Annotated in this window: 22 protein-coding genes; 12 read left to right on the top strand and 10 right to left on the bottom strand. The window is 58.1% G+C overall.

The window, feature by feature from the left end; genetic code table 11:
* The coding region (locus H6G62_RS27760; protein WP_199324857.1) for a photosystem II protein D1 at nucleotides 1-104 on the top strand (104 nt) is incomplete at its 5' end.
* A gap of 288 nt (nucleotides 105-392) precedes the next feature.
* On the opposite strand, the gene H6G62_RS09095 is transcribed toward H6G62_RS27760, so the two are convergent.
* From H6G62_RS09095 to H6G62_RS09085, 3 genes are all read right to left on the bottom strand, one after another.
* Nucleotides 393-1061 (bottom strand): Crp/Fnr family transcriptional regulator, encoded by a 669-nt coding sequence (locus tag H6G62_RS09095; RefSeq protein ID WP_242051904.1) that lies wholly within the window; start codon nucleotides 1059-1061, stop codon nucleotides 393-395.
* A 245-nt stretch (nucleotides 1062-1306) separates the two neighbouring features.
* A complete protein-coding gene (locus H6G62_RS09090; RefSeq protein ID WP_190494268.1) occupies nucleotides 1307-1696 on the bottom strand; it encodes a RidA family protein in 390 nt (129 codons plus the stop codon).
* Between the two features lie 15 nt (nucleotides 1697-1711).
* Nucleotides 1712-2155, bottom strand: a complete 444-nt coding sequence (locus tag H6G62_RS09085; RefSeq protein WP_190494266.1) for an NUDIX hydrolase — start codon at nucleotides 2153-2155, stop codon at nucleotides 1712-1714.
* Between the two features lie 92 nt (nucleotides 2156-2247).
* Here H6G62_RS09085 and malQ point away from each other — a divergent pair, with 92 nt between their 5' ends.
* From malQ to der, 4 genes are all read left to right on the top strand, one after another.
* The gene (gene malQ, locus H6G62_RS09080) at nucleotides 2248-3765 is read left to right on the top strand and encodes a 4-alpha-glucanotransferase (RefSeq protein WP_190494291.1); all 1518 of its coding nucleotides are present in this window, start codon (nucleotides 2248-2250) and stop codon (nucleotides 3763-3765) included.
* A 227-nt stretch (nucleotides 3766-3992) separates the two neighbouring features.
* Nucleotides 3993-4454 (top strand): hemerythrin family protein, encoded by a 462-nt coding sequence (locus H6G62_RS09075; protein WP_190494264.1) that lies wholly within the window; start codon nucleotides 3993-3995, stop codon nucleotides 4452-4454.
* Nucleotides 4455-4503: 49 nt separating this feature from the next.
* Nucleotides 4504-4983 carry a YraN family protein gene (locus H6G62_RS09070; RefSeq protein WP_190494262.1) on the top strand — a complete coding sequence of 160 codons (480 nt, stop codon included), beginning with the start codon at nucleotides 4504-4506 and terminating at the stop codon, nucleotides 4981-4983.
* Between the two features lie 182 nt (nucleotides 4984-5165).
* Entirely contained in the window at nucleotides 5166-6527 is a 1362-nt protein-coding gene (der, locus tag H6G62_RS09065) for a ribosome biogenesis GTPase Der (RefSeq protein WP_190494259.1), read from the top strand.
* A gap of 119 nt (nucleotides 6528-6646) precedes the next feature.
* Here the strand turns inward: der and H6G62_RS09060 are convergent, their stop codons facing one another.
* Complete coding sequence (locus tag H6G62_RS09060; protein WP_190494257.1) at nucleotides 6647-8548, bottom strand: transketolase C-terminal domain-containing protein; 1902 nt, start codon at nucleotides 8546-8548, stop codon at nucleotides 6647-6649.
* A gap of 646 nt (nucleotides 8549-9194) precedes the next feature.
* Here H6G62_RS09060 and pip point away from each other — a divergent pair.
* The 3 genes from pip to hpsP all read left to right on the top strand — a co-directional run bounded on the left by pip (nucleotide 9195) and on the right by hpsP (nucleotide 12687).
* Complete coding sequence (gene pip / locus H6G62_RS09055) at nucleotides 9195-10145, top strand: prolyl aminopeptidase (RefSeq protein WP_190494254.1); 951 nt, start codon at nucleotides 9195-9197, stop codon at nucleotides 10143-10145.
* Between the two features lie 127 nt (nucleotides 10146-10272).
* Nucleotides 10273-11454, top strand: a complete 1182-nt coding sequence (gene hpsO, locus H6G62_RS09050; RefSeq protein ID WP_190494289.1) for a hormogonium polysaccharide biosynthesis glycosyltransferase HpsO — start codon at nucleotides 10273-10275, stop codon at nucleotides 11452-11454.
* 27 nt (nucleotides 11455-11481) lie between these two features.
* Nucleotides 11482-12687, top strand: a complete 1206-nt coding sequence (hpsP, locus tag H6G62_RS09045) for a hormogonium polysaccharide biosynthesis glycosyltransferase HpsP (protein ID WP_190494252.1) — start codon at nucleotides 11482-11484, stop codon at nucleotides 12685-12687.
* A 58-nt stretch (nucleotides 12688-12745) separates the two neighbouring features.
* On the opposite strand, the gene H6G62_RS09040 is transcribed toward hpsP, so the two are convergent.
* Nucleotides 12746-12916, bottom strand: a complete 171-nt coding sequence (locus H6G62_RS09040) for a PCP reductase family protein (RefSeq protein WP_190494250.1) — start codon at nucleotides 12914-12916, stop codon at nucleotides 12746-12748.
* A gap of 394 nt (nucleotides 12917-13310) precedes the next feature.
* Between H6G62_RS09040 and sigC the strand changes: the two genes are divergently transcribed.
* The gene (gene sigC, locus H6G62_RS09035; protein WP_277883015.1) at nucleotides 13311-14756 is read left to right on the top strand and encodes an RNA polymerase sigma factor SigC; all 1446 of its coding nucleotides are present in this window, start codon (nucleotides 13311-13313) and stop codon (nucleotides 14754-14756) included.
* Between the two features lie 112 nt (nucleotides 14757-14868).
* On the opposite strand, the gene larC is transcribed toward sigC, so the two are convergent.
* Entirely contained in the window at nucleotides 14869-16449 is a 1581-nt protein-coding gene (gene larC / locus H6G62_RS09030; protein WP_190494249.1) for a nickel pincer cofactor biosynthesis protein LarC, read from the bottom strand.
* A 143-nt stretch (nucleotides 16450-16592) separates the two neighbouring features.
* Between larC and H6G62_RS09025 the strand changes: the two genes are divergently transcribed.
* On the top strand, nucleotides 16593-17258 hold the full coding sequence (locus H6G62_RS09025) for an L-threonylcarbamoyladenylate synthase (protein ID WP_190494247.1): 666 nt from the start codon (nucleotides 16593-16595) through the stop codon (nucleotides 17256-17258).
* A 171-nt stretch (nucleotides 17259-17429) separates the two neighbouring features.
* On the opposite strand, the gene alaS is transcribed toward H6G62_RS09025, so the two are convergent.
* The 4 genes from alaS to H6G62_RS09010 form a co-directional block, all read right to left on the bottom strand.
* The gene (gene alaS, locus H6G62_RS09020) at nucleotides 17430-20051 is read right to left on the bottom strand and encodes an alanine--tRNA ligase (protein WP_190494245.1); all 2622 of its coding nucleotides are present in this window, start codon (nucleotides 20049-20051) and stop codon (nucleotides 17430-17432) included.
* 380 nt (nucleotides 20052-20431) lie between these two features.
* Complete coding sequence (locus H6G62_RS27320; protein ID WP_199324855.1) at nucleotides 20432-22033, bottom strand: HAMP domain-containing sensor histidine kinase; 1602 nt, start codon at nucleotides 22031-22033, stop codon at nucleotides 20432-20434.
* A gap of 120 nt (nucleotides 22034-22153) precedes the next feature.
* The gene (locus tag H6G62_RS28290) at nucleotides 22154-22279 is read right to left on the bottom strand and encodes a hypothetical protein (RefSeq protein WP_277883014.1); all 126 of its coding nucleotides are present in this window, start codon (nucleotides 22277-22279) and stop codon (nucleotides 22154-22156) included.
* On the bottom strand, nucleotides 22276-22416 hold the full coding sequence (locus tag H6G62_RS09010) for a hypothetical protein (RefSeq protein ID WP_190494243.1): 141 nt from the start codon (nucleotides 22414-22416) through the stop codon (nucleotides 22276-22278). Before H6G62_RS09010 ends, H6G62_RS28290 begins: the two co-directional genes overlap by 4 nt.
* A 422-nt stretch (nucleotides 22417-22838) precedes the next feature.
* On the opposite strand from H6G62_RS09010, the gene H6G62_RS09005 reads away from it, so the two are divergent.
* Both H6G62_RS09005 and dnaA read left to right on the top strand, forming a co-directional pair.
* Nucleotides 22839-23477, top strand: a complete 639-nt coding sequence (locus tag H6G62_RS09005; protein WP_190494241.1) for a hypothetical protein — start codon at nucleotides 22839-22841, stop codon at nucleotides 23475-23477.
* A 185-nt stretch (nucleotides 23478-23662) separates the two neighbouring features.
* Nucleotides 23663-25090, top strand: a complete 1428-nt coding sequence (gene dnaA / locus H6G62_RS09000) for a chromosomal replication initiator protein DnaA (RefSeq protein WP_190494239.1) — start codon at nucleotides 23663-23665, stop codon at nucleotides 25088-25090.
* Nucleotides 25091-25228 lie beyond the last annotated feature (138 nt).

Raw genomic sequence — 25228 nt, 5'->3', positions numbered from 1 at the left:
TGATCAACCGGGCCAACCTGGGTATGGAAGTGATGCACGAGCGCAATGCTCACAACTTCCCCCTCGACCTGGCTACCGCCGAGGCTCCTGAAATCATCGGCTAGTCTCTGAGTTCATCTCATTGACCCGTCCATGCCTCAGCTAGCGATAGTTGACTAAGGAAAAAAGCGCTTCTCGCAAGGGGGGCGCTTTTTTCCGGTCTAATATAAGTCCGAGCCAGAAGACCCCGATTCCCATGCCAACAAACCTTAGGGGTGAGGTCTCCTAGCCCGCTGATACCGTGGGTAAGTCAGCCGGATTTAGTCTAAGGCCGCATCAACAATGGTGTAGGGGCTGGTCTGTATAGAGCTAGTTTTGATCCACAAGGACGACGTTTTGTTGGTTAAGGTTTGTTAGTTGAGGAGTTGGGTGGCGGGAGACTGGGCTCCGGTGCTGAGGACGATGTGGCGACGATCTAGGCTGATCCAGCCCTCGGCTTTGAATTCCTTTAGTAGGCGGGTGACGGTGACGCGGGTAGTGCCTACAGCGGTGGCCAATTGGTGATGGGTGAGTTTAAGGGGGATGCGAATGCCCTGGGGTTCTACCTGGCCAAAGTCTTTGGCAATGAGCATCAAAAAGTGCCTGAGCCGATCCGCGACCAGGCGCTTGCCAGAAAGAGCCAGCCAAGCTTCGGTTTGCTGGAGGCGCAGGGTGAGATTCCGAAAAACGCCCATCATTAAGACCGGGGAGGCTTCCACCTCGCCAAAGGGCAGCGCCAGTACGTCTACATCGGTGAGGGCCATGGCCCAGTAGGGATCCACGATGGACAGTGGCAGGCCCATGGGCATCGATGGCCCTGCTAGACCCAGCAGCGTTTCGCTACCGTCTGGTTGAATTGTGAAAAGCTGCACGACCCCACGACACACAATCAGCACCTCGTCAGTCTTCAGCGGAATGCTCTGTCCGGCGGGATAGGCCATCAGAGATCGTTCTCGGTAAAGCTGTTCTAGAAGATCGATAAAGCTTTGCTGACGCCCTTCCCCGGCGGCAACCGCGTAGGGAGTGAGAATGGGGATAGACAAGGGAGTACCCAGAATGCGCCGAAGGGATGCGAACACGGCCAACCAGACTGGGGGCTCAAGATCCTAAGCCTTGTCCAGTCTGCCATGGTCATACGCCTCTATCTTCAGCGCCAAAAATTAAGCCATACCCCTATTTGGGTTAAGACCGGGCAAACAAACCCTTAAGATTTTGTCGGATGGCATACCGAAAGCGGCAACTTTAGCAATCTGTCATACCTTTTGCGGTCACACCTCTGGGGCGTGGCTCATAGCGCGGCGATACACTCAATTTCCACCGCCACATCCTTGGGCAGGCGAGCCACCTCCACACAGGCACGGGCGGGGGCATTCTCCCCTCCGAAGTATTTGGCGTAGATTTCGTTGACGGTGGCGAAGTCGTTCATATCTTTCAGGAAAACGCCTGTTTTCACCACATTGTCAAAGCTGGCCCCAGCGGCGGTGAGAATGGCCTGGAGGTTGGTGATCACCTGTTCCGTTTGGGCCACCACATTCCCAGGGCCAACCAGTTCCCCGGTAGCGGGATCGAGGGCAATTTGACCCGATACAAACAGCAGTTGTCCCGTTACCGCTACGGCCTGGTTGTAGGGGCCAACGGGGGCGGGGGCGTTGGGGGTGTTGATGATGGTGCGTTCCATAGGTTGCCTTAGAGTTTAAACATCCACCCCAAAGCGGGGGCGGTGGCCGTAAAAGCGGTATTGCCAATAATCGCGCAAAATGCGGTCGTGATCAAAGCAAAGGTTTTCGGGTAAGGTCCAGGGTTGGATGATGGCGGCGGTTTTGGCGTCGTCTCCGGCAATGGGGTCGGTGGTGGCGGTGGCCAAAAAGACGACGCTGAGGGTGTGCTGTCGGGGATCTCGCTGGGGGTCGGAATAGACCGCCAGTTGCTCCACTAGGGTAACGGTGATCTGGGTTTCCTCTAGGGCCTCGCGGCGGGCGGCGGCTTCCACAGATTCGCCATAGTCCACAAAGCCACCGGGCAAGGCCCAGCCCAGGGGCGGGTTGTGGCGTTCAATCAGCACAATGGGGCGGTGGGGATGGTGCAGCAGTTCAATGATTAAATCCACCGTGGGGGCGGGGTTGCGATAGGTTGTCATGGCACCAAAATTCCCTGAAAAATCACCGTCTAGGGGGCCAAATAACCCCGGTTGGTCGTGCTAAAGTCTACTGGAATTGCACAGGTTTGACTATGCCCTTTCCCCGATCCAGCGGCATTCTGCTGCACCCCACTTCTCTGCCCAGCCGATTGGGAATTGGCGACCTGGGGGTAGCGGCCTACGAGTTTGTGGATTTTTTGGCCGATACGCGCCAGCAGCTTTGGCAGGTGTTGCCCCTGGGGCCAACGGGGCACGGCAACTCGCCCTATATGTGCTACTCCTCCATGGCGGGCAATCCGCTGCTGATCAGCCTGGAGCAGTTGTGCGAAGATGGCTGGCTATACCCCGACGAACTCCACGACTTAGAGCCGTCCCCCGCCGATTGGGTAGATTTTGATGCCGTGATTCCGGTGAAGATGCGACTGCTGGAGCGGGCCGCAAGTCGGTTTCGGGAGGGGGCCAGTGAGGACGATCTAAAAGCCTTTGAAGACTTCTGTGCCGAATTTCACTTTTGGCTGGAGGAGTTTGCCTTTTTTATGGCCCTCAAAAATGCCTTTGGTGGGGCCAGTTGGTCAGAGTGGGATGAGGCCATCGCCCGCCGCGAACCCGAAGCCCTGGCAGAATGGCGAGAAAAGTTAGCCAGCGATATTTTTTGCCACAAGTTTCTCCAGTTCGAGTTTTACCGCCAGTGGACGGCCCTAAAAGCCTACGCCAACGAGCGGCAGATTCAGATCATTGGCGACATTCCCATCTACGTCGCCCACGACAGCGCCGATGTGTGGGCTTTCCCTGAAAACTTTATGATCGACCCGGAAACCCTAACCCCGGCACAGATGGCGGGCGTTCCACCAGACTATTTCAGCGAAACTGGGCAGCTTTGGGGCAACCCCACCTACAACTGGAAAGTCTTGGAAAAACACGGCTTTGAATGGTGGATTCAGCGCCTCAGCACCCTCCTGAAGTATGTGGAATTCATTCGGGTAGACCATTTTCGGGGGTTGCAAGCCTACTGGGCCGTACCCGCCGGAGAAACCACCGCCATCAACGGCGAATGGGTGGAAGCCCCAGGGGAGGCCCTGTTTGAAACCGTGGGGCAAATCCTGGGCCGACTGCCCATCCTGGCCGAAGACTTGGGTGTCATCACCCCGGAAGTGGAAGCCCTGCGCGACCAGTTCGAGTTTCCGGGCATGAAAATTCTGCACTTTGCCTTTGGTTCCGACAGCGGCAACCCCTATCTGCCCACCAACTATGGCCACAACAGCGTTGTCTACACGGGCACCCACGACAACGACACCACCGTCGGCTGGTACGAAAAAGCCTCGGACTACGAAAAGGATCGGCTGTTGCTCTACACCGGATGCCTTAGCCCCGAAGGCATCCACTGGACGATGATTCGCCTTGCCCTGATGTCGGTGGCCAATCAGGCGATCCTCCCGTTGCAAGACGTGCTGGGCTACGGCAGCGATTGCCGCATGAACACACCGGGAGTCTCTGGCGGCAACTGGGGCTGGCGCTACCGGGATGGGGCGATTACCGACGAAATGCGCGAACGGCTGCGGGCCTTAACCGAACTCTCTAATCGGGCCTCTGGCTTAAACCGTTTGTCCTAATGCAGCGGATTTCACCGGATTTGGGATGGAGAGCCTCAGCCTAGGGCCAAACAACACCCGCCTGGGGGGACGGTTCACAGGTCTTCATAGAAGCCCTCACGGCGTCATCTGTAATACCTACGATCTCCCTAACTTTCCGCCATGGGGTTGACCAAGTTCCGTGAATATCCACGCCAACCGGGGAGGCAGGGCTGATAGAGTGTGGGAAACGTGAAAAAGGCAAGCCCATGTCCTTGGCATACTGGCGGGATGCCTGCAAGGTCAACCATCCCCAAATTGATGATGAGCATCACTACCTGCTGACGCTGCTGGAGAAGCTCTACCAAGCCATCCTGCGCGATCATGACGAAGATGCCATTCAAACGTCGCTAGATGCCGTCTTTAGCGCCATGATAGATCACTGCGAAACCGAAGAAGCGCTGATGGAAGTCTTCGCCTATCCCGACCGGATCAGCCATATCGAACAGCACGAGGAAATCCTGGTGCTCATCTTCAACTACCGCCTTACCCTAGAACAAGGACTGCGGCCCTTGACCCTGGATGATGTCCATGATCTTGCCACTTGGTTGACCAGTCATGTGTGGACCCACGATCTCAAGATGGTGCAGTTTGTCCAACAGCAACAGAAGCACTACGGTGCCGCCATGACCCAAGAAATCAATCACCGTATCTTTGCCCCCATGGCCTAAGGGGTTCTATTTATTCTCGTCGCTACTTTGCCCTGCTTGAACCTTGACCATGCCAGCCTTTCCTGACCCGCTGCCTGCCGCCGGATCATCACTTACCCCGACAGAACTGGGCACCCTCGGTGAGCAACTCATTGCCCAATGGATGACCGCCAAGGGCTGGGCGGTGAAGGATCGCCAGTGGCACTGCACCTACGGCGAACTCGATTTAGTCTTGACCCAAGGCCACCCGACCCAGAACGGCCAGATCGCCTTCGTGGAAGTAAAAACCCGCAGCCAGGGCAACTGGGACGCCGATGGGCTGATGGCCATTACTCGCCGTAAACAGACCAAGCTCTGGAAAGCCGCCCAGGTTTATCTGCTCAAAAATCCCCAGTGGGCCAATACTATTTGCCGCTTTGATGTGGCCCTCGTCGCTTGCCGCACCCAGATTCCCGCCGCCACCCGTCCCGACCGCTACCTCACCCTAGCCGATGGACGTTTCCTCATCCTGCAAGACTACATCGACTGTGCCTTTGATGCCCGCTGGTAAGCTAATGTGCATCTAAATCGCATATTAACCTTCCCCAAAGTCCTTGCTATAAGGCTTTTAGGGCAATCTAGCTAGTGTATTTTAGATGACTAGCAGCTTAAGCACTAATTTGATAGCAGTTTTCCCCAGTACCATTTTCCCTCGCTACAATGGAAAGATTGAGAATTTGATGAACTAACGCCATGCCACTGCCTGTTGTTGCGGTTATCGGTCGCCCGAATGTGGGCAAATCTACCCTGGTGAACCGCCTGGCCGGGGGTAAAGACGCCATTGTTCACGATGAGCCAGGGGTGACACGAGATCGCACCTACCAGATGGCCTTCTGGCGCGACCGTGACTATCAGGTGGTGGATACGGGCGGTTTGGTGTTCGACGATGACACGGAATTTTTGCCCTACATTCGAGAACAGGCCCAACTCGCCCTCGCCGAAGCCAGTGCCGCTGTCTTTGTGGTGGATGGTCAAACTGGCCCCACGGAATCCGACCGGGAAATTGCCACCTGGCTGCGGCAGCAGTCCGTCCCCATCCTGCTGGCGGTCAACAAGTGCGAGTCCATCGATCAGGGGGTGGTTCAGGCGGCGCAATTTTGGGAACTGGGCCTAGGCGAACCCTACCCCGTGTCGGGCATCCACGGCAGCGGCACGGGAGAATTGCTGGATGCCCTAGTGGAATTTCTGCCGGAAACCGTAGAGGAAGAAGCCACCGAGGAAATTAAAGTCGCCATTGTGGGACGGCCCAACGTGGGCAAATCTAGTTTGCTGAACGCCTTTGTGGGCGAGTCTCGTGCCATTGTCAGCCCCATTTCTGGCACCACCCGCGACGCCATCGACACCCAGGTGCAGCACGGCGACCAGACCTACCGCATCATTGATACAGCAGGTATCCGCAAAAAGAAAAGCGTGGAATACGGCCCGGAATTCTTCGGCATTAACCGCGCCTTTAAGGCTATTCGTCGCGCCGATGTGGTGCTATTGGTGATCGATGCCCTGGATGGTGTGACGGAGCAGGATCAAAAGCTGGCAGGCCGCATTGAAGAAGATGGTCGGGCCTGCGTGATCGTCATCAACAAGTGGGATGCCGTCGAAAAAGACAGCTACACCATCTACGACTTTGACCACCAAATCGCCGCCCGGTTGAATTTTCTAGACTGGGCCAAACGTATCTATGTCAGTGCCAAAACCGGACAACGGGTACCGAAAATTCTGGAGTTGGTCAACCAAGCTGTAGAACAACACCGCCGCCGGGTTAGCACCTCCGTGGTCAACGAAGTCCTTGAAGACGCCGTGCAGTGGCACACCCCACCCACCACCCGCCAAGGTCGCCAAGGCCGCATTTACTACGGCACCCAGGTCACCGTGCGGCCCCCGTCCTTCACGCTATTTGTCAACGATCCCAAGTTGCTGAAGGACAACTACCGTCGCTACGTCGAACGCCAATTCCGCGAGAACCTCGGTTTTGAGGGCACCCCCATCCGCATTTTTTGGCGGGGCAAGGCCATGCGCGACCTCGAACGGAACAACCCTAACCGCGCCACCAGGGTGTAGATCGCAGAACCCGACAGCAAGTAGAACTATCCAAGGTCGCTTCCGAGGAATGCCATCCAGAAACCCCCGGTTTCTGAAAGAAACCGGGGGTTTAGGTTACCTCAGTGGACTCAGAACCCTTAGCCCACCAGTTCCTTCACCTTGGCCATAATGCCCGTGGGGTCAATGCCCTGGTGGGGATACTGTTCCCACAGACCGCCGCAGCCTTCTTCGTGGGTGCCCAGGTAGGCGAACTTGGGCGTGTAGCCGCGTTCTAGCAGCCAGGAACCAAAGCGGCTGCCCAGACCCGTCTTGCGGTTGAAGGCTTCCGTCACCAGCACAAAGGGAGCCTTGCCAATCTTGGCCATCATCTCTTCGTCTACGACGTTGAGGGTGGCCTTGTTGATCAGGCCCACGTCGATGCCTTCCTGCTTCAGGCGTTCCACCGCATCTAGGGCGCGGTAGACCGAATCGCCAAAGGTGACGATGTAGCCAGCGGTGCCCTCGCGGATGACTTCATCCTTACCGGGGGTGAAGGTGTAGTCGCCACCGAACATTTCGTTGCCGTCGGCATCGAGGATCATCGGCACCTTGGAGCGAGTGGAGAAGATGAAGCGCAGACCGGGGTTGGGGAACACCGTTTTGACGCAGGCTTTCATCTGGTTGGGGTCGGCGGGGAAGTAGAGGCGGGTTTCGTAGCCGTCATCCAGGCCGTTGTCGGCAAAGAAGTTGTTGAGGCCGAAGTGACAGGTGTTGTCGGCCATGTCGTCGATGCCGGAGTGGGAGAAGTGGCACAGCAGGTTGGAGTAGTTCAACCGGGCCATGGTGATCTCGGAAATGCACATTTCCAAAAAGGCCGCGAAGGTGGCAAACACGCCCTGCTTGCCCTTTTCCATGCCAAAGCCCGCCGCCGCCGAGAGGTTGCCCCGCTCTTGGATGCCGCCGCTGACAAAGATTTCGGGGTAGGCCTTGCGAATCTGGGCCAAGCCACAGGAGCCTTCCAGGTCGCTATCCACCACCAGAACGCTGGCCTTGCGGGTGGCTTCGTCCATCTCGCCCAGCACTTCCACCATGGCATCGCCGAAGGTGTTGCGGTTGGCCCCGGTGGTTTTGCTGGAGCCGATGAACTCGTAGGGGTTGGGGCTGGGGGAAATGCCGTTGAGGATTTCCACCGCTGCGGTGTGGCCCTTGGCTTCTAGGTAGCTGATGGCGGCTTTGACGGAAATCACGTCGTGGCCGTGGGTGCTGCCCTCGATGCCTTCGATGCCCACCGCCATCGCCCGCTTGTTGATGACCGCCACGGGGCCAGGGGTGTTGATCGCCTTGCAGATGTTGGCATAGAGGCTGTCGATGTCTTCGCCGTCGCCCTCAAATACCGTCAGGCCGTGGCCTTCCAGGGTTTTCTTGACGCTGTAGCCGCCCATGTAGCTGGAGGGGTGTCCGGCAATGGTGACATCGTTGTCGTCGATCAGCAGCTTGACGTTGACATGGTGGGCCACCGCAAACCGGGCCGCTTCGGCGTCGTTGCCCTCCTGCTGGGAGCCATCGGAACCGAGGCAGAACACGGTCTTGCCGGGGTTCGCCATGGCCACACCGTTGACGTAGGGCCACATGTGACCCAGGCGACCGGAGCTAAACTTCACGCCGGGGGTGAGGCCCAATTCGGGGTGTCCGGGCAGCTTTTGGCCTGCTTCCCGGTAGCGCATCAGTTGCTCGGCGGGCATATCGCCGTTCAGCACCGACATCAGGTATTGGGTGGCCACCCGGTGCCCCGCTTCGTCAAAGAACACAGGCACATACTTCTCTCCCGCGCCCCGGAACAGGGCATCCAAAATCACCACTTCGGGCACCGTGTCGTAGGGGCCGCCGGTGTGTCCGCCTACGCCGCGAGCCGCCCCCGTGGCCGTAAAGAAGACAATGGCATCACGACAGAGCTGAATATTGGCCTTAAGGGCGCTGCGTTGCTCGTCGGTGAGGGTGGGGTTAGCGGCATCTAGAGAAATTCGTTGGTACGCGCCCAGGTCAATGGGAAAGCTCGTCATAGTGATTGTCCTAGTGATAGGTCTAGTGGTTGGTCTAGCGGGGGTATGTGGCTGTGTGGAACAGGCCATCGCCTATCCCCTACCCCACGGGGGCGACTAGAGATTAGTCCCTCTCCATCATTCAATACTCTGGGATCGCTGTGAAGGGCTGCATCAAGACTTGGTTAAGGTTGGTAAGCCGATACCCGATCACGCCTTCTACGGCTAGTAGGGTAGGCCGGACTTTATGGCTGAAACCGATGAGATTTTATCGATTAGAGCCCAAAATGAGCACCCAGATGACTGGCCCGCCAATGCTGGACAAAAAATTGTGATCACAATCACGACCAACACCCCTCGTATATCACCAACGCTAGGGGTGCCATTCCCTACCATGGGAAAAAGCGTAGGAGGGTACCTACCGTGGCCAATCCCTGCAATAAGCCCCTCAAAACCAACCCCTTTATCAGCCTTCGTGACCCGCAAACAGGGGAATGGCGCGTGGTAAAGATCAACCCCAGGAACCGTCGATAATTCCTGGGGATAAAAATCGACCGCTCTGCATCTCGGAGCATTCTGACCAGCGGTAGAATAGCCCCATTGATTCAGTTGTTCCGCAGTTTTTAGGGAGCCACTGATCAGATCCCGATTTCCTTCGCTGGCCCCTATGCGTACCCTTTATCCTCCCATCGAGCCCTACCATACCTTTGGGCTACGGGTTTCTCCCCTTCACCATCTCTACATTGAGGAAGTGGGGAATCCCCAGGGGAAGCCTGTGATTTTCTTACACGGTGGGCCGGGGGGCGGCACCACACCGATCTACCGTCAGTTTTTTGATCCCCAGCGCTGGCGAATCATTTTGTTTGATCAGCGGGGTTGCGGCAAAAGTACGCCCTACGCCGAGCTAGAAGACAACACCACCTGGGCCTTGGTCAGCGATATGGAGGCGATCCGCGAAACCCTGGGCCTTGAGCAGTGGACGGTATTTGGGGGCAGTTGGGGTAGCACCCTGGCCCTGGCCTATGCCCAAACCCACCCTGACCGATGCAATGGGCTGATTCTGCGCGGCATTTTTACCCTGCGCCAGAAGGAAATTCACTGGTTTTACCAAGAAGGAGCCAGCTTTTTATATCCCGATGCCTGGGATCAGTACCTCGCCCCGATTCCAGAGGCCGAGCGAGATGACCTACTGACCGCCTATTATCGACGGCTGACCAGTGAGGATCGACAAACTCGTCTAGAAGCCGCCCGCGCCTGGGCGATTTGGGAAGCCAGCACCAGTATGCTGATGCCGAATGCCAACCTGGTGAACCGCTTTGGGGCCGACGAATTTGCCCTCGCCTTTGCCCGCATTGAGTGTCATTATTTTGTCAATCATGGCTTTTTCGATCAGGATGATCAACTTTTGCGAAATGTAGATCGCATTCGTCACATTCCCGGCGTGATTGTGCAGGGGCGCTACGATGTGGTATGTCCGGCGACGACGGCCTGGGAACTTCACCGGGCTTGGCCAGAGGCAACGTTTGTTTTGATCCAAGACGCGGGCCACTCAGCCCTGGAAGCCAGCATTGTCGATGCTTTGATCGAGGCTACCGATGCCTTTGCCAGTCGTCCCTAGCTACGCTTACACCTCCCCCAGGTGCCCCTGGGTCTTTCCGTTGTGTCACAGGACAGAGGATGTCCTAGTCTAAACCCAAGGCTTTTCCCCGTTGCCCCTCCCCTCCCCAGCCCTGAAGGTTTTTGCCATGCGTGTGTTGGTGCTAAGCCATACTTATATTGTTGACCTCAACTGCGAAAAGCTACGGGCTTTGGCGCACCTCAGTCCCGATATCACGGTGAGGGTGGGGGTGCCTCGGCGCTGGAGTCCTGGGGGGGTGCAAAATCGGCTGATCGAGTCCCAGGGCTGGGAAGACGGCAATTTTCGGTTGGTGCCCCTGGGCAACTTTAGCCAAAATCATCAAGGCTTGCTGGGTTTTGGGCCAGACTTAGTAACGCTCATGCGCGAGTTTCGGCCCCAGGTGATTCAGGTGGAACAGGGGGCCAAATCCCTGGCCTATACCCAAACCATCACCCTTAATCGTCTGCTGGGCCTAAACGCCAAGAACGTCTTTTTTACCTGGTGGAACCTGCCCTACGCCCTGAAGTTTCCGGTGTCCTGGCTAGAATCCTATAACCTGCGCCACACCGACGGTCTAGTGGCGGGCAACCAAGACGGAGCTGATGTACTGCGCCAGCGGGGCTACCAGGGGCCATACCGAGTGATGCCTCAGCTTGGGGTGGACGAAACCCGTTTTTTCCCACAGTCTCAGCCCGATCTAGCCCAGCAGCTCAATATTCCCGAAGACACCTTTGTGGTGGGATTTGTGGGACGGTTTGTGGCCGAAAAAGGGCTACTCACCCTCTGCGATGCCCTGGCAAGCCTGAAGGATCATCCCCAGCCCTGGGTGTTGCTGCTGCTGGGCCGAGGCGACCTCAAAGACACGCTGCAAGCCAACGTGGCGGCGGCGGGCTTGTCCGACCAGGTGCGCTGGGTGGAGAGCGTTCCCCACGCCGATGTGCCGAGTTACATCAACCTCATGGATACCCTGGTGCTACCTTCAGAAACCACTTACCAGTTCAAAACCCTCACCTCCGTCGGTTGGAAAGAGCAATTTGGCCATGTGTTGATTGAGGCCATGGCCTGTGCCGTGCCCGTAATTGGATCCGATTCTGGCGAAATTCCCCACGTCATCCAAGACGCCGGACTGGTCTTTCCCGAAGGCAACGCCGCCGCCCTCGCCGACCGCCTGCGTCTGCTGTTAGAGAACCCCAGTCAACGCCAAACCCTGGCCGAACGGGGCTACAGCCGCGCCATAACCCACTACACCAACACAGCCCTTGCCAAGGAGCTTCTGGCCTTCTATCAAGACCTCGGCGTTAACCCCTAACCCTCGATCCCCACCTCCAACCCTCCCATGTCCCTCCGCGTCCTGCAAATTGTTCCTTCCATATCCCTGGTCTATGGGGGGCCAAGCCAGATGGTGCGCGGCTTTTCCCAAGCCCTCGCCCAGGCCGGATCGGAGGTCACCGTCCTCACCACCGATAGCAACGGTGACAGCGGGCAAGCCCCCCTTGATGTGCCCCTAAATCAACCCGTCGAACAGGACGGCTACAGAGTGCGGTATTTTCGCTGTTCCCCCTTTCGGCGCTACAAGTTTTCTGTGGATTTGCTGAGGTGGCTGTCCCAGAACGCCCAGAATTACGATATTGCCCATATTCACGCCCTGTTTTCCCCCATTAGCACCGCAGCGGCCACCGTGGCTCGGCAGAAAAACTTACCCTACATCCTGCGCCCCCTCGGCACCCTCGACCCCGCAGACTTGGCCAAGAAAAAGCGCCTAAAACAGCTCTATGGTCAACTCTTGGAACGCCCTAACTTGGCCGGGGCGGCGGCTATCCACTTCACCAGCCCCCTAGAGGCGGAGGTTTCCCATCGCTTTGGGGTGGCCACCACAGACTGGGTGATTCCCCTCGGCGTCGATCCCCAGCCTTCTCTGTCACGGGCAGAACAGGATCAGGTGTTGGACGCCCTACAAGTACCGAGGGATCGGCCCATCGTCCTATTTCTGTCGCGGTTAGACCCTAAAAAAGGGTTAGATCTGCTGATTCCGGCCTTAGCCCAGGTGGCCCAAGCGGATCGACCGTTTCACCTGGTGCTGGCGGGAGACAATCCCCAAGATCCGGCCTATAAACAAGCCATTGAGCAACAGATTCAAACCCTAGGGCTGGCCAAACGCACGACGATGACCGGGTTTGTGCGCGGTGCCCAAAAGCAGGCGCTTCTGCAAGCGGCGGCCTTGTTTGTGTTGCCCTCGTACTACGAAAACTTTGGCATTGCCGTGGCCGAAGCAATGTTAGCGGGTTTGCCAGTGGTCATTTCCAACGGCGTGTACATCTGGCCCGACATTGTGGCTGGAGAGGCGGGCTGGGTTTGCGATCTTTCTGTGGATGGGATCGCAGGGGCATTACAGGAAAGTCTGCAAAGCCCCGACCAGCGTAAACTTCGCGGTCAGCAGGCCCAACGCTACGCCCAAACCCACTACCGCTGGGACGCCATCGCGAAGCAAACCCTCGCCGCCTATGATCAAGTGTTGCCGCGTCGGGGAGATGGCTCTCGGTAAAGGCTTCGGGTGGTGCATGGCGGAGCGAATCCACCCTACGGATGATTGAATCGCAGCACTATTGCCCAAACTCTAGACGCACCTGTTCCACGATTTCCGCCGTGATGGCGTCGGCGTCTTGTTCGCGGGCCACGTCTTCAATGCGTTTGCGGGCCTGGGCACGGACAAAAAAAGGAATGTTTTTGAGTTTGGCTTGGGCCTCGGTTGTCCAGGAGGGAAAGTCTGACATGGGCGGACGGGGATCAAGGGTTCAACAACAGGCCACTGAGGATCCAGGCCATTGCCTCCGATCCATCGAAGCCCGATCATCCTCACATCCTAATCGGGAATGATCGGACTAATGTGAGTTTTTCACGAAGGTGTAACGTTCCGTCAGGAATGGGCGGCAACCTTGGCGTAGATTACTCTGTCAGTGAAACTACCCGGCCTACCCGTGGCTGGAGCGATGGGGTCTGTTTTAGCCCCTATTCAGGCTGAGTTGCTCCGTTGGTGACGGGCTGGTGACGGATTTATGACGAGTTTGTGACTGGTTTGCTTAACACTGTTTCTAAAAATATGCCAGCGGGGAACACTAACAGCATCGCCCACTAATGGCCCATCTGTACGAGTTATTCGAGAGTGTCATGGTAGCAACACCACGCTATAGCCGAGACGACGATGCCCAGCGGGCCACCCGCACGGTGGCTCTATCTTTAGAACGGGGGAACGCCATGGAGGCCGATGGGTGGGAAACCGCCGATCAGACCGCCGATCAGACCGCCGATCAGACCATGGAGGCCGAGGAGATCGCAGCGGTGGACGACGACGGGCCAGCCGACCACGCCTTAGATGACGACGCTACCGCAGACGATGCCCTAGACCTTGAGGACGCCGCAATGGACACCCCCAACTCGGATATGCACCCTGCTGATGTGGATCCCGCTGAGGTCGAGGATCTAGCCACTGGTGACTTTGAGGCCGATGCAGCGGCCCTGCTGCAAAACCGTCGCACTACGGATTTGGTGCGGCTCTATTTGCAGGAAATTGGTCGGGTAAAGCTGCTGGCCAAGGATGAGGAGGTCTCCGAGGCCCAATGCGTCCAAAACTATATGCAACGGCTGCAAGCCCTAGAACAAGCCGCCAAGGTAGAGGGCGGCATCCTCAGCACCTACCACACCCTGCTGCAAACGCGGGATCGGCTGTCTTCCCAGTTGGGCTATCGACCTTCCCTAGAGCGCTGGGCCACGGAAGCCCAAGTTCCCATTGCCGAACTAAAACCCACCCTAGCGGCGGGCAAACGGGCCTGGGCCGACCTCAGCGACCTGACGGTGCCCGAATTAGAGCAGGTGGTTGCCGAGGGCATTCGGGCGAAGGAGCACATGATTAAGGCCAACCTGCGCCTAGTGGTTTCCGTGGCCAAAAAGTACCAAAATCGCGGTCTAGAACTGCTGGATCTGATCCAAGAAGGCACCTTGGGTCTAGAGCGGGCGGTGGAAAAGTTTGACCCCACCAAGGGCTACCGCTTCAGCACCTACGCCTACTGGTGGATTCGCCAGGGCATTACCCGCGCCATTGCCACCCAAAGCCGCACCATTCGCTTGCCCGTCCACATCACCGAAAAGCTGAACAAAATTAAAAAGGCCCAGCGCAAACTGGCCCAAGAAAATGGCCGCACCCCCACCGTGGACGACATCGCCAAGGAACTGGACATGACCGGGCCGCAGGTGCGCGAGGTGCTGCTGCGGGTGCCGCGCTCCGTTTCCCTAGAAACCAAGGTGGGCAAAGACCGCGACACCGAACTGGGCGACCTGCTGGAAACCGAAGGTCTGTCGCCGGAGGACATTTTGATTCGCGAATCCCTGCGGCGCGATCTGCAACAGCTCATGGCCGACCTCACCACCCGTGAGCAGGACGTGATCACCATGCGCTTTGGCCTCACCGACGGCACCTCCTATTCCCTGGCGGAAATTGGCCGCGCCCTAGAGCTCTCCCGTGAACGGGTGCGCCAAATTGAATCCAAAGCCCTGCAAAAACTGCGCCAACCCAAACGCCGCAACCGCATCCGCGACTACCTCGAAGCCCTCGGCTAGTTGGTGCTCCTCCGTGAGGGCACCCTACAACTAACGCAATAACATCGACAAATCGACACACTGTAGGGACGAGGTCTCCTCGTCCTCTTCGTTTACATCAACGTTTGTTCCATCAGGCTTGATCCCGATACCAAGATCCCAAAGCCGTGTGGTAGACCACCTGCCAAGGTACGCCACACTGTTGGGCGAGGGCGGCGCAGTCCTCGTATTCGGGGTGGACGTTCAGCACCGCCTGGGTGGAGGGATGGTAGGCCACCTTCAGCGTGATGGGGCCGTAGGGGGTTTCCAGGGTTTGGAAGTCTCGCTTAAGGATGGTGCGCTGTTGTTGACGATGACGGATGCCCAGCGTGGGCGTTTCGGCAAACAAAATGTCGGTACAGCGGGCCTCGGTGTCGGGGTGGCACAGCACCGTAATCAGCAGCCCCGGTCGCGATTTTTTCATGGCGATGGGTTGGGCAAAGACATCTAAAGCGCCTGCTTCAAATAAACGGTCATAGAGGTAGCCCATGGCCTGGGGCACCATGTCATCCACCTGGGTTTCTAGCACCGCAATGGTTTCGGTGTTGGGTGGGGTGTTGCTTTGCTGAACGTCATTTTTTTGAACGTTGCTTTTTTGAATGTCACTTGGCGGAGCGGTCGAGGAGACCTCGCCCCTACGGTCTGTCACCGTTCCCACCCACAGCCGCAGAATGTTGGCCTGGGGAAAGTCCTTTTGTCCGGCCCCCAATCCCACCCGATTTAGGGTCATCGTTGGGGGTTCCCCAAACCCTTGGGCCAACGCCGCCACGATGGCCGCCCCGGTGGGCGTCACCCGTTCACCCCAGAGACCGTTGTTGTAGATGGGCATTTGGCGCATTTCCATCAGCTTGAGCACCGCCGGAGCCGGGACAGGCAGCCAGCCGTGGGCCGCTTTCACCCGTCCTTGCCCTGTGGGTAGGGCTGAACAAAACAGTTCATCAATGCCCAAGTAATCCAGTCCTAAACAGGTGCCCACAATGTCCACGAGGGCATCGGTGGCCCCCACCTCATGGAAATGCACTTGGTCGATGGCGATGCCGTGAACCGCCGCCTCTGCCTCCGCCAGTTGCCGAAAAACGGCCAAACTCCAGCGACAGACCCGTTCCGGTAGACCTGCCTGGGTAATCAGGGCTTCAATTTCTGGCAGGTGCCGGGTACCGGGGGGATGGCCATGATCGAGATCAGCCTGGAGTGAGGGAGACGGCTCAGGATTAGGGGAACCGTGACTGTGGCTGTCCTGATGGCTGTGGCTGTGGGCGGAAGCGTGGCTGTGGGAAGATCCGTGACTGTGGGCAACAGCGTGGCTATGGGTGTGGCTATGGGTGTGGCTATGGTGACCGTGGGCAGAACGATGGGCAGAACTGTGGCTGTGGGCCGGATGTGCTTGTTCGTGGCTGTGGTGACTGTGACTGTGGGCTGCACTATGGGCGTGGCTACCGTGGTCGTGTTGCCAAACTTCCTGGGCAAACGAGTCTTGCAAATCAACGCTGGCTTTGAGGGCACGAAGCCCCTGACGCAAAACGGGGGCCGCCGACAGATGAAATTCATCCCCCAACCCTAGCCGATCCAACTGGGTTTGAAGATAGTCGATGGGCACCCCGGCATCCAAAATGGCCCCAAGGCACATATCACCGGAAATGCCCGATGGACAGTCGAGGTAGGCTATCGTTTTCATACAAATGTGCTGAGCTGTGCCAGAATTCTTCCAAGATAGGGGAGCCGCCGTTGGCTAGCGCACCAAAGTCGTCCTAGGAGGGGCTTGGGGGGTAGCATCCTGGCCCCATCGGCACGGTTCGGGACGTTTGAAGAGGCAACCCCATGGCAACGCACTATCGACTGCACCCCGAAACTCCACAGTCTCGCAAGGTGCAAACCATCGTGGATGCCCTGCGTCAGGGGGCTATTGCCCTCTACCCCACAGACACAGTCTACGCCATTGGCTGCGACCTCAATCATCGGGAGGCGGTGCAGCGGGTGCGCCAAATCAAGCAGCTCGCCAACGATAAACCCCTCACCTTCCTCTGTTCCTCCCTGTCGAACATTACCGACTATGCCGTTGTGAATGACAATGCCTACCGCATTATTCGCCGCCTGATTCCGGGGCCGTTTACCTTTTTGCTGCCCGCCACCAAGCAGGTGCCGCGCCTGGTGATGAGTCCTAAACGCCGCACCACCGGGATTCGAGTTCCCAATAGCCCCATTTGTTTGGCACTGATTGAAACGCTGGAGCATCCCATCATTTCTACATCGGCCCTAAGTGTGGTGCCCCATCCGGCGGCTAAATCCAAGCCCCGTCATATCGACAAGGCGGAGGTGTTTGATGTGCTGGAAAAACTGGTGGACATCATCATCGACGACGATGAACCCATGGCCTACGAGGTTTCCACCATCATTGACATGATCGACGACGAACCTACCATCATCCGCAAGGGGCTAGGCTGGGAAACCGCCTGCGATTGGGGTGCTCAGTTAGCGACGTCGTAATTCGTTGGGTCTGAATTGAGTGGTTTCCTAATCAGCAAAACGGGGGTTCGCTGCGGCCTAGCCATACCAAATCCTAATCGAATAACCCCGATTCCCAGCCCAGCAAACCGTAGGGGCGAGGTCTCCTCGCCCGCTGATACCGGGGGCAAACAAGCCAGATTTAGTATAAGACTATTGCAAACTCTCCACTAGTTGGGCTTTAGCCGTATTCAATGCTTCCGCCAATTTACCCGGATCGCGCCCGCCCGCTTGAGCCAAGTTAGGCCGTCCGCCACCGCCGCCGCCTGTGATCTTGGCAATGCCGCCGATGAACTTGCCCGCTTGCAGCTTTTTGTCGATGACTTCCGGGCTGAAGGCGGCGACGAGGCTAACTTTCTCGGCTTCGGGGATGGAACCGAGGACAACGGCTCCGGCTCCCAGCTTTTGCAGCAGGCGTTCGGCGGCGGTTTTCAGGGCTTCGGCACTGACGCCCTCCAGTTCCGCCACAATCAGCTTCAGGTTACCGACGGTTTCAGCGGTGGCAATCAACTGATCGGACTTCAGCACCGCCAGTTCCGACTTGAGGACATCCAACTCCTTCTGAGCCGCTTTCAGGTCGGTTTGCAAGGTGGTGATGCGGTCGGGTAGTTCTTCCGGCTTGGCCTTAAAGCGGTCGGACAAATCCCGCACCACGGCATCACGGACGTTGAGGTATTCCAGCACCGCTGGCCCAGCGACAGCTTCAATGCGGCGAATGCCGGAGGCCACCCCGGTTTCGGAAATCACCTTGAACAGGCCAATTTCGGCGGTGTTGCTGACGTGGGTGCCGCCGCACAGTTCCATCGAAACACCGGGGAAGTCAATCACCCGCACTTCGGCTCCGTACTTTTCGCCAAACATGGCGGTAGCGCCCTTGGCCTTGGCCTCGTCGATGGGCATCACGGCTACGTCGGCGGCGTGGCCTTCGTCAATCCAGGTGTTGACCTGTTCTTCGACCTGCTGAATTTCGTCGGCGGTGAGGGCGCGGGGGCAGTTGAAGTCAAACCGCAGACGGTCGAAGGCTACCAGGGAACCCGCCTGGGAAATGTCGGAATCCACCAGCTTTTTCAGGGCCGCTTGCAGCAGGTGGGTGGCGGTGTGGTTGGCCTGGGCACGACGGCGGCAGGCGCGATCAATCTGGGCGGTGACGGCATCGCCGGATTTCAGGGTACCTCGCTCCACTCGGCCCACATGGACAAAGAAATCGCTGTCCTTTTTCACATCCACAACGCGGACGACCACGGACTCGCCGGACAAATAACCCCGGTCGCCAATCTGCCCACCGGATTCGGCATAGAAAGGGGTTTGGTCGAGGACGATCTGCACGTCTTGGCCTGCTTCGGCTTGGTCTACCGCACTGCCCTGCACCAAAATCGCCTCAACTCGGCTGGTGCTGCTGGCCTCGGTGTAGCCCAAAAAGGTGGTGGAATGGATGTGTTCGGCCAGGGCATCGAGGCTACCCTGCACGGTCAGGTCAATGGTTTCGTGGGCATCCTTAGAGCGCTGGCGCTGTTCTTCCATCGCTGCCTCAAAGCCCGCTCCATCGACGGTAAGGCCCTGTTCTTCGGCGATTTCCTGGGTGAGTTCTAGGGGGAAGCCGTAGGTGTCGTAGAGCACGAAGGCATCCAGGCCAGAGATTTGCTTCGCCTTGGAGGCCGCCTCGCGCTTGAGTATTTCCGCTAGCAGCTTTTCGCCCCGTTCCAGGGTTTCCAAAAAGCGGGCCTCTTCCCGATTCAGTTCGGCTTTGATGGTGGCCTCCCGTTCGCGGGTGTTAGGGAAGGGTTCTTCGGCAAGCTGAATCGCGCTTTCGGCCACGGTGCTGATGAACGCGCCTTCAATGCCGATCAGTCGTCCATGGCGTACCACCCGCCGAATTAGCCGCCGCAGCACGTAGCCCCGACCCACGTTAGAGGCGGTGATACCGTCGGCAATCATGTGAACGACGGCCCGCACGTGGTCGCCAATCACCTTGAGGGACACCTTGGTTTTATCGTCGGCCTGGGCGTAGTCGAGGTTCGCTAGCTTCGCCGCCGTTTCGATGATGGGGAAAATCAGGTCGGTTTCGTAGTTGTTGGGCACCTGCTGGAGGATTTGCGCCATCCGCTCTAGGCCCAGCCCGGTATCGATGTTTTGGTTTTGCAGCGGCGTCAGGTTGCCCTCGGCATCCCGGTTGTACTGCATAAACACCAGGTTGTAGAACTCGATGAAGCGGCTATCGTCTTCGAGATCAATGTGGTCGTCGCCCAGTTCGGGGTGGAAGTCGTAGTAAATTTCGGAGCAGGGGCCGCAGGGTCCCGTGGGGCCAGAGGCCCAAAAGTTATCGGCCTCATCCATGCGCTTAATGCGATGGGCGGGAATGCCCACCTGGTCGCGCCAGATGGCAAAGGCATCGTCGTCTTCGCGGAACACGCTCACTACCAGGCGTTCCGCAGGCAGCTTGAACACTTCCGTCGAAAGTTCCCATGCCCAGGCGATGGCCTGCTCTTTGAAATAATCCCCAAAGCTGAAGTTGCCCAGCATCTCAAAAAACGTGTGGTGCCGTGCGGTGCGGCCCACGTTTTCGATGTCGTTGGTGCGAATGCACTTTTGGGAGGTTGTCGCCCGATCCACATCCGCCGCCCGCTGGCCCAGAAAAATCGGCTTGAAGGGCAGCATCCCGGCAATGGTGAGCAGCACCGTGGGATCCTCTGGCACCAGGGAAGCGCTGGCTTTGATGGCATGGCCCCGCGCCGCATAGAAGTCCAAAAAGGTCTGGCGGATCTGTGCGCCAGTCATCACAGTTGCAGCGGGAGATTTGGACTTGGCCATGGGACGTTAGGAAGGGTGGGGTTGAAGAAAAGTAAAGGGTTTCTATTCTAGATCCATCGTACCCTGTCCGTCCCTGGCCAGAACGCTCCCGTTACCCCTCATTTGGTAACTGCCATGCCAATGCTCAATGAGGTTTCCTTTGCGTCGATCCCAGGGCCAGTGCTTGTACCCCAAGCCGGGTAGTCCTATTTCGTACAGGCTTTCGTAAAGGCTAGAGAATAATCAGACGACCCTAAAGACCTTACGGCAGTAGATGGCTGTTTCTGGCTAGTTTTCCTCTGCCCCGTAGACTCATGCACTACCACTTCGTGCATGACACGCCCTAGCGTCCGTGAGTGGCTCTGCCATTACAGGGTGCGGGTTTCTAGGGGTAGAAAGACGGTGAGAACTTCTCCGGCTTGGGGGCGTTGGCGAACGATGAGTTTGCCGCCCAGGGATTGAAACAGGTTTTTGGTGGCGTGGAGGTTGAGGCTTAGCCCTCCGGTTTCGGGCTGAAAAATCAGCAGTTGCCCCAGGGCTTTGAAGGGGGAGGACAGCAGGGTATCGGCATTTGGCCCTGGGTCGTTGGCATCGGCGTCGGGGGGGTGTGATTGGAACTGAAGTTTGAGCTGGTGTCCGGCAAGGGTGACGGCCAGTTCGATGTGGCTGTAGGGGGGGAGGCTGTGGGTAAAGCGGTCAATCAGGCCCGCGAGTACCTGGTTCAGCATGGTGGGGTCGCTGTTGACCAGGGGCAGTTGGGGGGGCAGGGTAACGGTCAGGGTGTGGTTGCGGCGGCTGGCCTGCTGCTGCCATAGGGGAATGGCCTCCTGGAAGAGGTGATCGAGGGGGAAGGCGGAGAGGGGCGATTTGGGCTGTTGATGGGCTTCGGTTTCCAGTTCTACTGCCCGAAAAATTAGGTTAAAGCGGTCGATCTGCTGGGTACATTCCCGGTCGATGGATCGCAGCCGTCGGGCGACTTCCTCGGTCACATCCTTGCGCTTGAGTAGGGATCGGGTGAGGGTGCGGATGGTGGTGAGGGGGGTACGAATTTCGTGGGCCATGGCCTTCAGCAGTTCCGTGTCGCTGCCCATTTCTAGATCCGGGGCGGGGTCGGCGGGGTCGGCGGCGGGGTCGGCAGCGAGGGCTGGCCCCAACGGGCTGGCGGGCCGGGAGGCGGGCCACCCCTCACGCCCCAGGATTTCGCGGCGGGGGGTGAGTTCGGCGGCGGCAAAGACCACGGGGCTAGGGGCGGAGGGCTGAGCTTGGTGGCGTAGGCGTTGGATCAACAGGTGACTGTATTGGGTAACCAGGCGATAGTCGGGGGCCACGGGCGGAAATTGCGTGATCAGGGAATCTACCGTAGCCAGCAGGGCGGGGCGCACCTGGGCAATGCGCAGCCGTACCTGCTGCCAAGTTTGCTCGGCTAGGGTGGGGTCAAAGGAAAAGCGAAAACTGGGTTGGCCATCGTCCCCATCCCCCAGCACCAGCACGAGGCAAAAGTCGGCGGTGAGCAACAGGCAAAAGCGCTCCTGGGCCAGGGGATCTTCGGGGGAGAGAGGCACCATGGGCAGGTCGTTGAGGGTGCCCTCCATTCGCCCCCGCTGCCGACCGGGCAACTGAGGACGGGCAACGGCCAAAATGCGCTCCAGCGGTTCGGGCACCAGCAACCAGTGGTGGATCAACTGCCCTCCCAGGCGATCCGGCAGTACCGGAAATGGCCCTGAGATCACCACTCCCAGAGGGAACCGTTCCCCTGATCGGGCGATGGGGGCGGGACAAGTGGCCAAAAGCTGAGCCAGGGCCGCAATGCCCCCTAGCCATTCCTGTTCGGCCCGTCGTCGTTCCTGGGCCTGGGCTTCTAGGGTGCCGATGCCATCTGTAGATGACCGACTCCCACCCCCGCCCTGCACCCAGGGCGACGACCCTTGATTGAACAGTTGGCTGAGGGAAAAGAAGGGAGGGTGCGCCAATGAACTTACCTGACTCGCAGCGGGGCTAGGGCCACCTAGGCCGGGGGCTATTGCGAGATTACGGCTTTCCTCTACGATTTGGCTATGGGTAGAACCGAACGTTTCTAGCTCCGGCGGCTTCTAGCCAAACCAGTCGGAGGCCATGGCCACCTCCCGATCAAGGCGATGGTTCGCACAGGTGACGATGGCCTCATCGTCCCCATGGACTGTATGGGAATGACGTAAAGGACCGGTAGGCGTCGTCATAGGTAGGCGGTTAGGCGCTGCCGTAGGTCGGTGGTATTCGCTGTAGTTCCAGGGTGGGGGTAGGAGGGGGCTTGCAACACCGTCTCGATTTTGGCCACAACAATGGGCAAGGTAACATTAGCGATAGCTTGGGACATGGAAATAACTCCGGGGAGCGTCTAAAATACGGCAAATAAAGGGGTCAGACTCTGGATACAGCGGGGAAACTCATCTCAGGATAGATAGATCATGCTAGAGCCATCAGCGGTATAAATATTCCATGAAGGCAATTCATTCAGACATTCAGACCATCACAGCAACGACCCATCAATTTATCCAGAATGAGAATAAGAAACTGGGGATCAAGGTAATCGATGTAATAACAGGGATATTTCCAGGATGATCGATGGAGGATAGTGCCCTAGCTACGTTTCAAAGAAAAATATTTTCTCCCCAGAAAAACAGACAACTTGATCAGAAACGATGAATTGCTCAATGGGTTTTAATCTGTTTCCTTGGGCACAATTCAACGGTTGGCTACCTCCCTTAATCTGCTCTGGGTTTTACCCTAAATTGCATCATGAATGTCGCCCTGAATTGCACCCTAGATACCACTAGCGATGCCCCCATACATCATCCCGTTCTACTTGTCCTCTGCGGCGGATTCCATCCCCCCGGCGACACGGAGGCATTACTCGCCCTTTGGGCCAAGGATCCAACCCTGAGCCGTATCCCCGCCATCTCCCTTGGCATGGAGACGCCCTGGGCACCGCTATCGGCCTATACCCTGCGCCAATCCCTCGATCAGGCGTGGGGCCAAGTGCCGCATCGCGCCCAACCCCCAGACCTCGTCCTGTGGGCCTTTAGTGCGGGGTGTGTGGGAGCGGTGGCCCTAGCTCATCATTGGCACCGCTATCGGGGCACGGTGCGGGCCATATTTTTGGTCGATGGTTGGGGGGTGCCTGGGGTTGGGGCTTTTCCCTGTCATCGCCTCAGCCACGATGCCTTTACCCACCACAGCAGCCGTCGGTTGGGATCGGGGCAGGCGGATTTTTGGGCCGATCCAGCGGTGCCCCACCGACAACTCTGGCGCAGCCCGCAGACGGTGACGGGCCTAGGGAATTTACCGCCCACGAGTGCATTACCCCCGCCCCGCCAACCCCTCAGTGCAGCGGATTTTTTGACCGCTTGGACAATGTTTTATTTTTTGAGGGGATGAACACTATATGTAGATCCGTAACCCCGTTCCTGGCGTATATCTAGTACTCTAGAGATCCAGAAATTTCCTTAGTTCGGCTCATCACGTTAGGCTATTTTCCCTTAACCCTTGGAACCGCAAGCGTTAGGCCGGATGCCCTGGGTGATGGGGGCGTCTAAGGGCGTCGCATCATCACGAGGTATGCTGTGGATCAGGCTCTCAATCGTTTGTGGGATCAAGTGCTAGAGCGGCTTCAGCAGCAGCTTAGCTCCCCCACCTACGAAACCTGGATCAAGCCCGCCCAGGCCCAGACCCTGAGCGACACGACCTTGGTGATTTCTACGCCCAACCCCTTTGCCCGTAACTGGGTACAAAAGCACTATTTGCCCAGCATTGCCCAGGTGGTGGAAGAGCTGGTGGGGCGACCCTTAGATATTCAGGTGGTGGTGGCCCCAGAGGGCGGGACGCCGCTGGAGGTGCCCTCGGCCTCTGGGGAGGAATCTATGCCTAGCAACGCTGGCAGGACAGGCGGTGGGACAAGCTGGTTGACTCCGGCGGCTCCGCCCCGCCCCACCATGACCGAGTTGCCCAACGTCAGCCGCGCCGACTACAACGACCTCAACCCCAAGGCCGTGTTTGACCGCTTTGTGGTGGGGGCCAATAACCGCATGGCCCATGCCGCCTCCCTGGCCGTGGCCGAAGCACCGGGGCGGGAGTTCAATCCGCTGTTTCTCTGTGGCCGGGTGGGGCTGGGCAAAACCCACCTGATGCAGGCCATTGGCCACTATCGCCAGGAGATTGCCCCCCACGCCAAAATTGCCTACGTGTCTACGGAGCAGTTCACCAACGACCTGATCGCCGCCATCCGCAAGGACAGTATGCAGCACTTCCGATCCCACTATCGGGATGTGGATATTCTCTTGGTGGATGATATCCAGTTCATTGAGGGCAAGGAATACACCCAGGAGGAGTTTTTCCACACCTTCAACACCCTGCACGAGGCGGGCAAGCAAATTGTGCTGGCGGCGGATCGGCCCCCCCACCAAATTGTGCGGCTGCAAGAGCGGCTGATTTCCCGCTTTTCCATGGGGCTGATTGCCGATATCCAACCCCCCGACTTTGAAACGCGGGTGGCCATTTTGCAGAAAAAAGCCGAATACGAACAGGTACATCTGCCCCGCGAGGCCATCGAATACATCGCCTCCAGCTACACCTCCAATATTCGCGAACTAGAGGGGGCGCTGATTCGGGCCATCGCCTACACCTCTATCTCCGGCCTGCCGATGACCGTGGAACACCTCACCGCCGTGCTCAACCCGCCCACGGAACAGATGGAAGCCTCGCCCCAGGTGGTGATGTCCACCGTGGCCGAACATTTTAATGTGTCCATCGAAGACCTAAAGGGAGCCTCGCGGCGACGGGAAATTAGCCAAGCCCGCCAGATGGGCATGTACCTGATGCGCCAACACACCGACCTCAGTCTGCCCAAAATTGGCGATGAGTTTGGCGGCAAAGACCACACCACGGTGCTCTATAGCTGCACCAAGGTAGAAAGCCTGCTGAAGCGCGACCTAGACCTCGCCCAAACCGTGCGCCAACTCAGCGACCGCATCCATGTGGCAGGCCGGGGTTGATCACCAGAATTCCTAGGGTGCATTCGCGGCACCACCATTCTTCCAGCGGAGGGGCGTAAACGGGCGATGGGTGCAGGTCGCAAGGCAACCCTGAGGCACTTGGCAGATAAGTTGCTATTCATCCTGGTGTATTTCCGA

It is taken from the genome of Phormidium sp. FACHB-1136, from assembly GCF_014697375.1.
GTDB lineage: Bacteria > Cyanobacteriota > Cyanobacteriia > Phormidesmidales > Phormidesmidaceae > Nodosilinea.
This window is presented reverse-complemented; position numbering and strand designations above follow the sequence as displayed.

Excerpts from the sequence above, each read along its gene's own strand:
- H6G62_RS09090 (WP_190494268.1), bottom strand. The coding sequence starts at position 1,696 with ATGGAACGCACCATCATCAACACCCCCAACGCCCCCGCCCCCGTTGGC.
- hpsO (WP_190494289.1), top strand. The coding sequence starts at position 10,273 with ATGCGTGTGTTGGTGCTAAGCCATACTTATATTGTTGACCTCAACTGC.
- sigC (WP_277883015.1), top strand. The coding sequence starts at position 13,311 with ATGGTAGCAACACCACGCTATAGCCGAGACGACGATGCCCAGCGGGCC.
- H6G62_RS09010 (WP_190494243.1), bottom strand. The coding sequence starts at position 22,416 with ATGTCCCAAGCTATCGCTAATGTTACCTTGCCCATTGTTGTGGCCAAA.
- H6G62_RS09005 (WP_190494241.1), top strand. The coding sequence starts at position 22,839 with ATGAATGTCGCCCTGAATTGCACCCTAGATACCACTAGCGATGCCCCC.
- pip (WP_190494254.1), top strand. The coding sequence starts at position 9,195 with ATGCGTACCCTTTATCCTCCCATCGAGCCCTACCATACCTTTGGGCTA.
- larC (WP_190494249.1), bottom strand. The coding sequence starts at position 16,449 with ATGAAAACGATAGCCTACCTCGACTGTCCATCGGGCATTTCCGGTGAT.
- H6G62_RS09025 (WP_190494247.1), top strand. The coding sequence starts at position 16,593 with ATGGCAACGCACTATCGACTGCACCCCGAAACTCCACAGTCTCGCAAG.
- der (WP_190494259.1), top strand. The coding sequence starts at position 5,166 with ATGCCACTGCCTGTTGTTGCGGTTATCGGTCGCCCGAATGTGGGCAAA.
- H6G62_RS09085 (WP_190494266.1), bottom strand. The coding sequence starts at position 2,155 with ATGACAACCTATCGCAACCCCGCCCCCACGGTGGATTTAATCATTGAA.
- malQ (WP_190494291.1), top strand. The coding sequence starts at position 2,248 with ATGCCCTTTCCCCGATCCAGCGGCATTCTGCTGCACCCCACTTCTCTG.
- H6G62_RS09070 (WP_190494262.1), top strand. The coding sequence starts at position 4,504 with ATGCCAGCCTTTCCTGACCCGCTGCCTGCCGCCGGATCATCACTTACC.
- hpsP (WP_190494252.1), top strand. The coding sequence starts at position 11,482 with ATGTCCCTCCGCGTCCTGCAAATTGTTCCTTCCATATCCCTGGTCTAT.
- alaS (WP_190494245.1), bottom strand. The coding sequence starts at position 20,051 with ATGACTGGCGCACAGATCCGCCAGACCTTTTTGGACTTCTATGCGGCG.
- H6G62_RS28290 (WP_277883014.1), bottom strand. The coding sequence starts at position 22,279 with ATGACGACGCCTACCGGTCCTTTACGTCATTCCCATACAGTCCATGGG.
- H6G62_RS09060 (WP_190494257.1), bottom strand. The coding sequence starts at position 8,548 with ATGACGAGCTTTCCCATTGACCTGGGCGCGTACCAACGAATTTCTCTA.
- H6G62_RS09040 (WP_190494250.1), bottom strand. The coding sequence starts at position 12,916 with ATGTCAGACTTTCCCTCCTGGACAACCGAGGCCCAAGCCAAACTCAAA.
- H6G62_RS09075 (WP_190494264.1), top strand. The coding sequence starts at position 3,993 with ATGTCCTTGGCATACTGGCGGGATGCCTGCAAGGTCAACCATCCCCAA.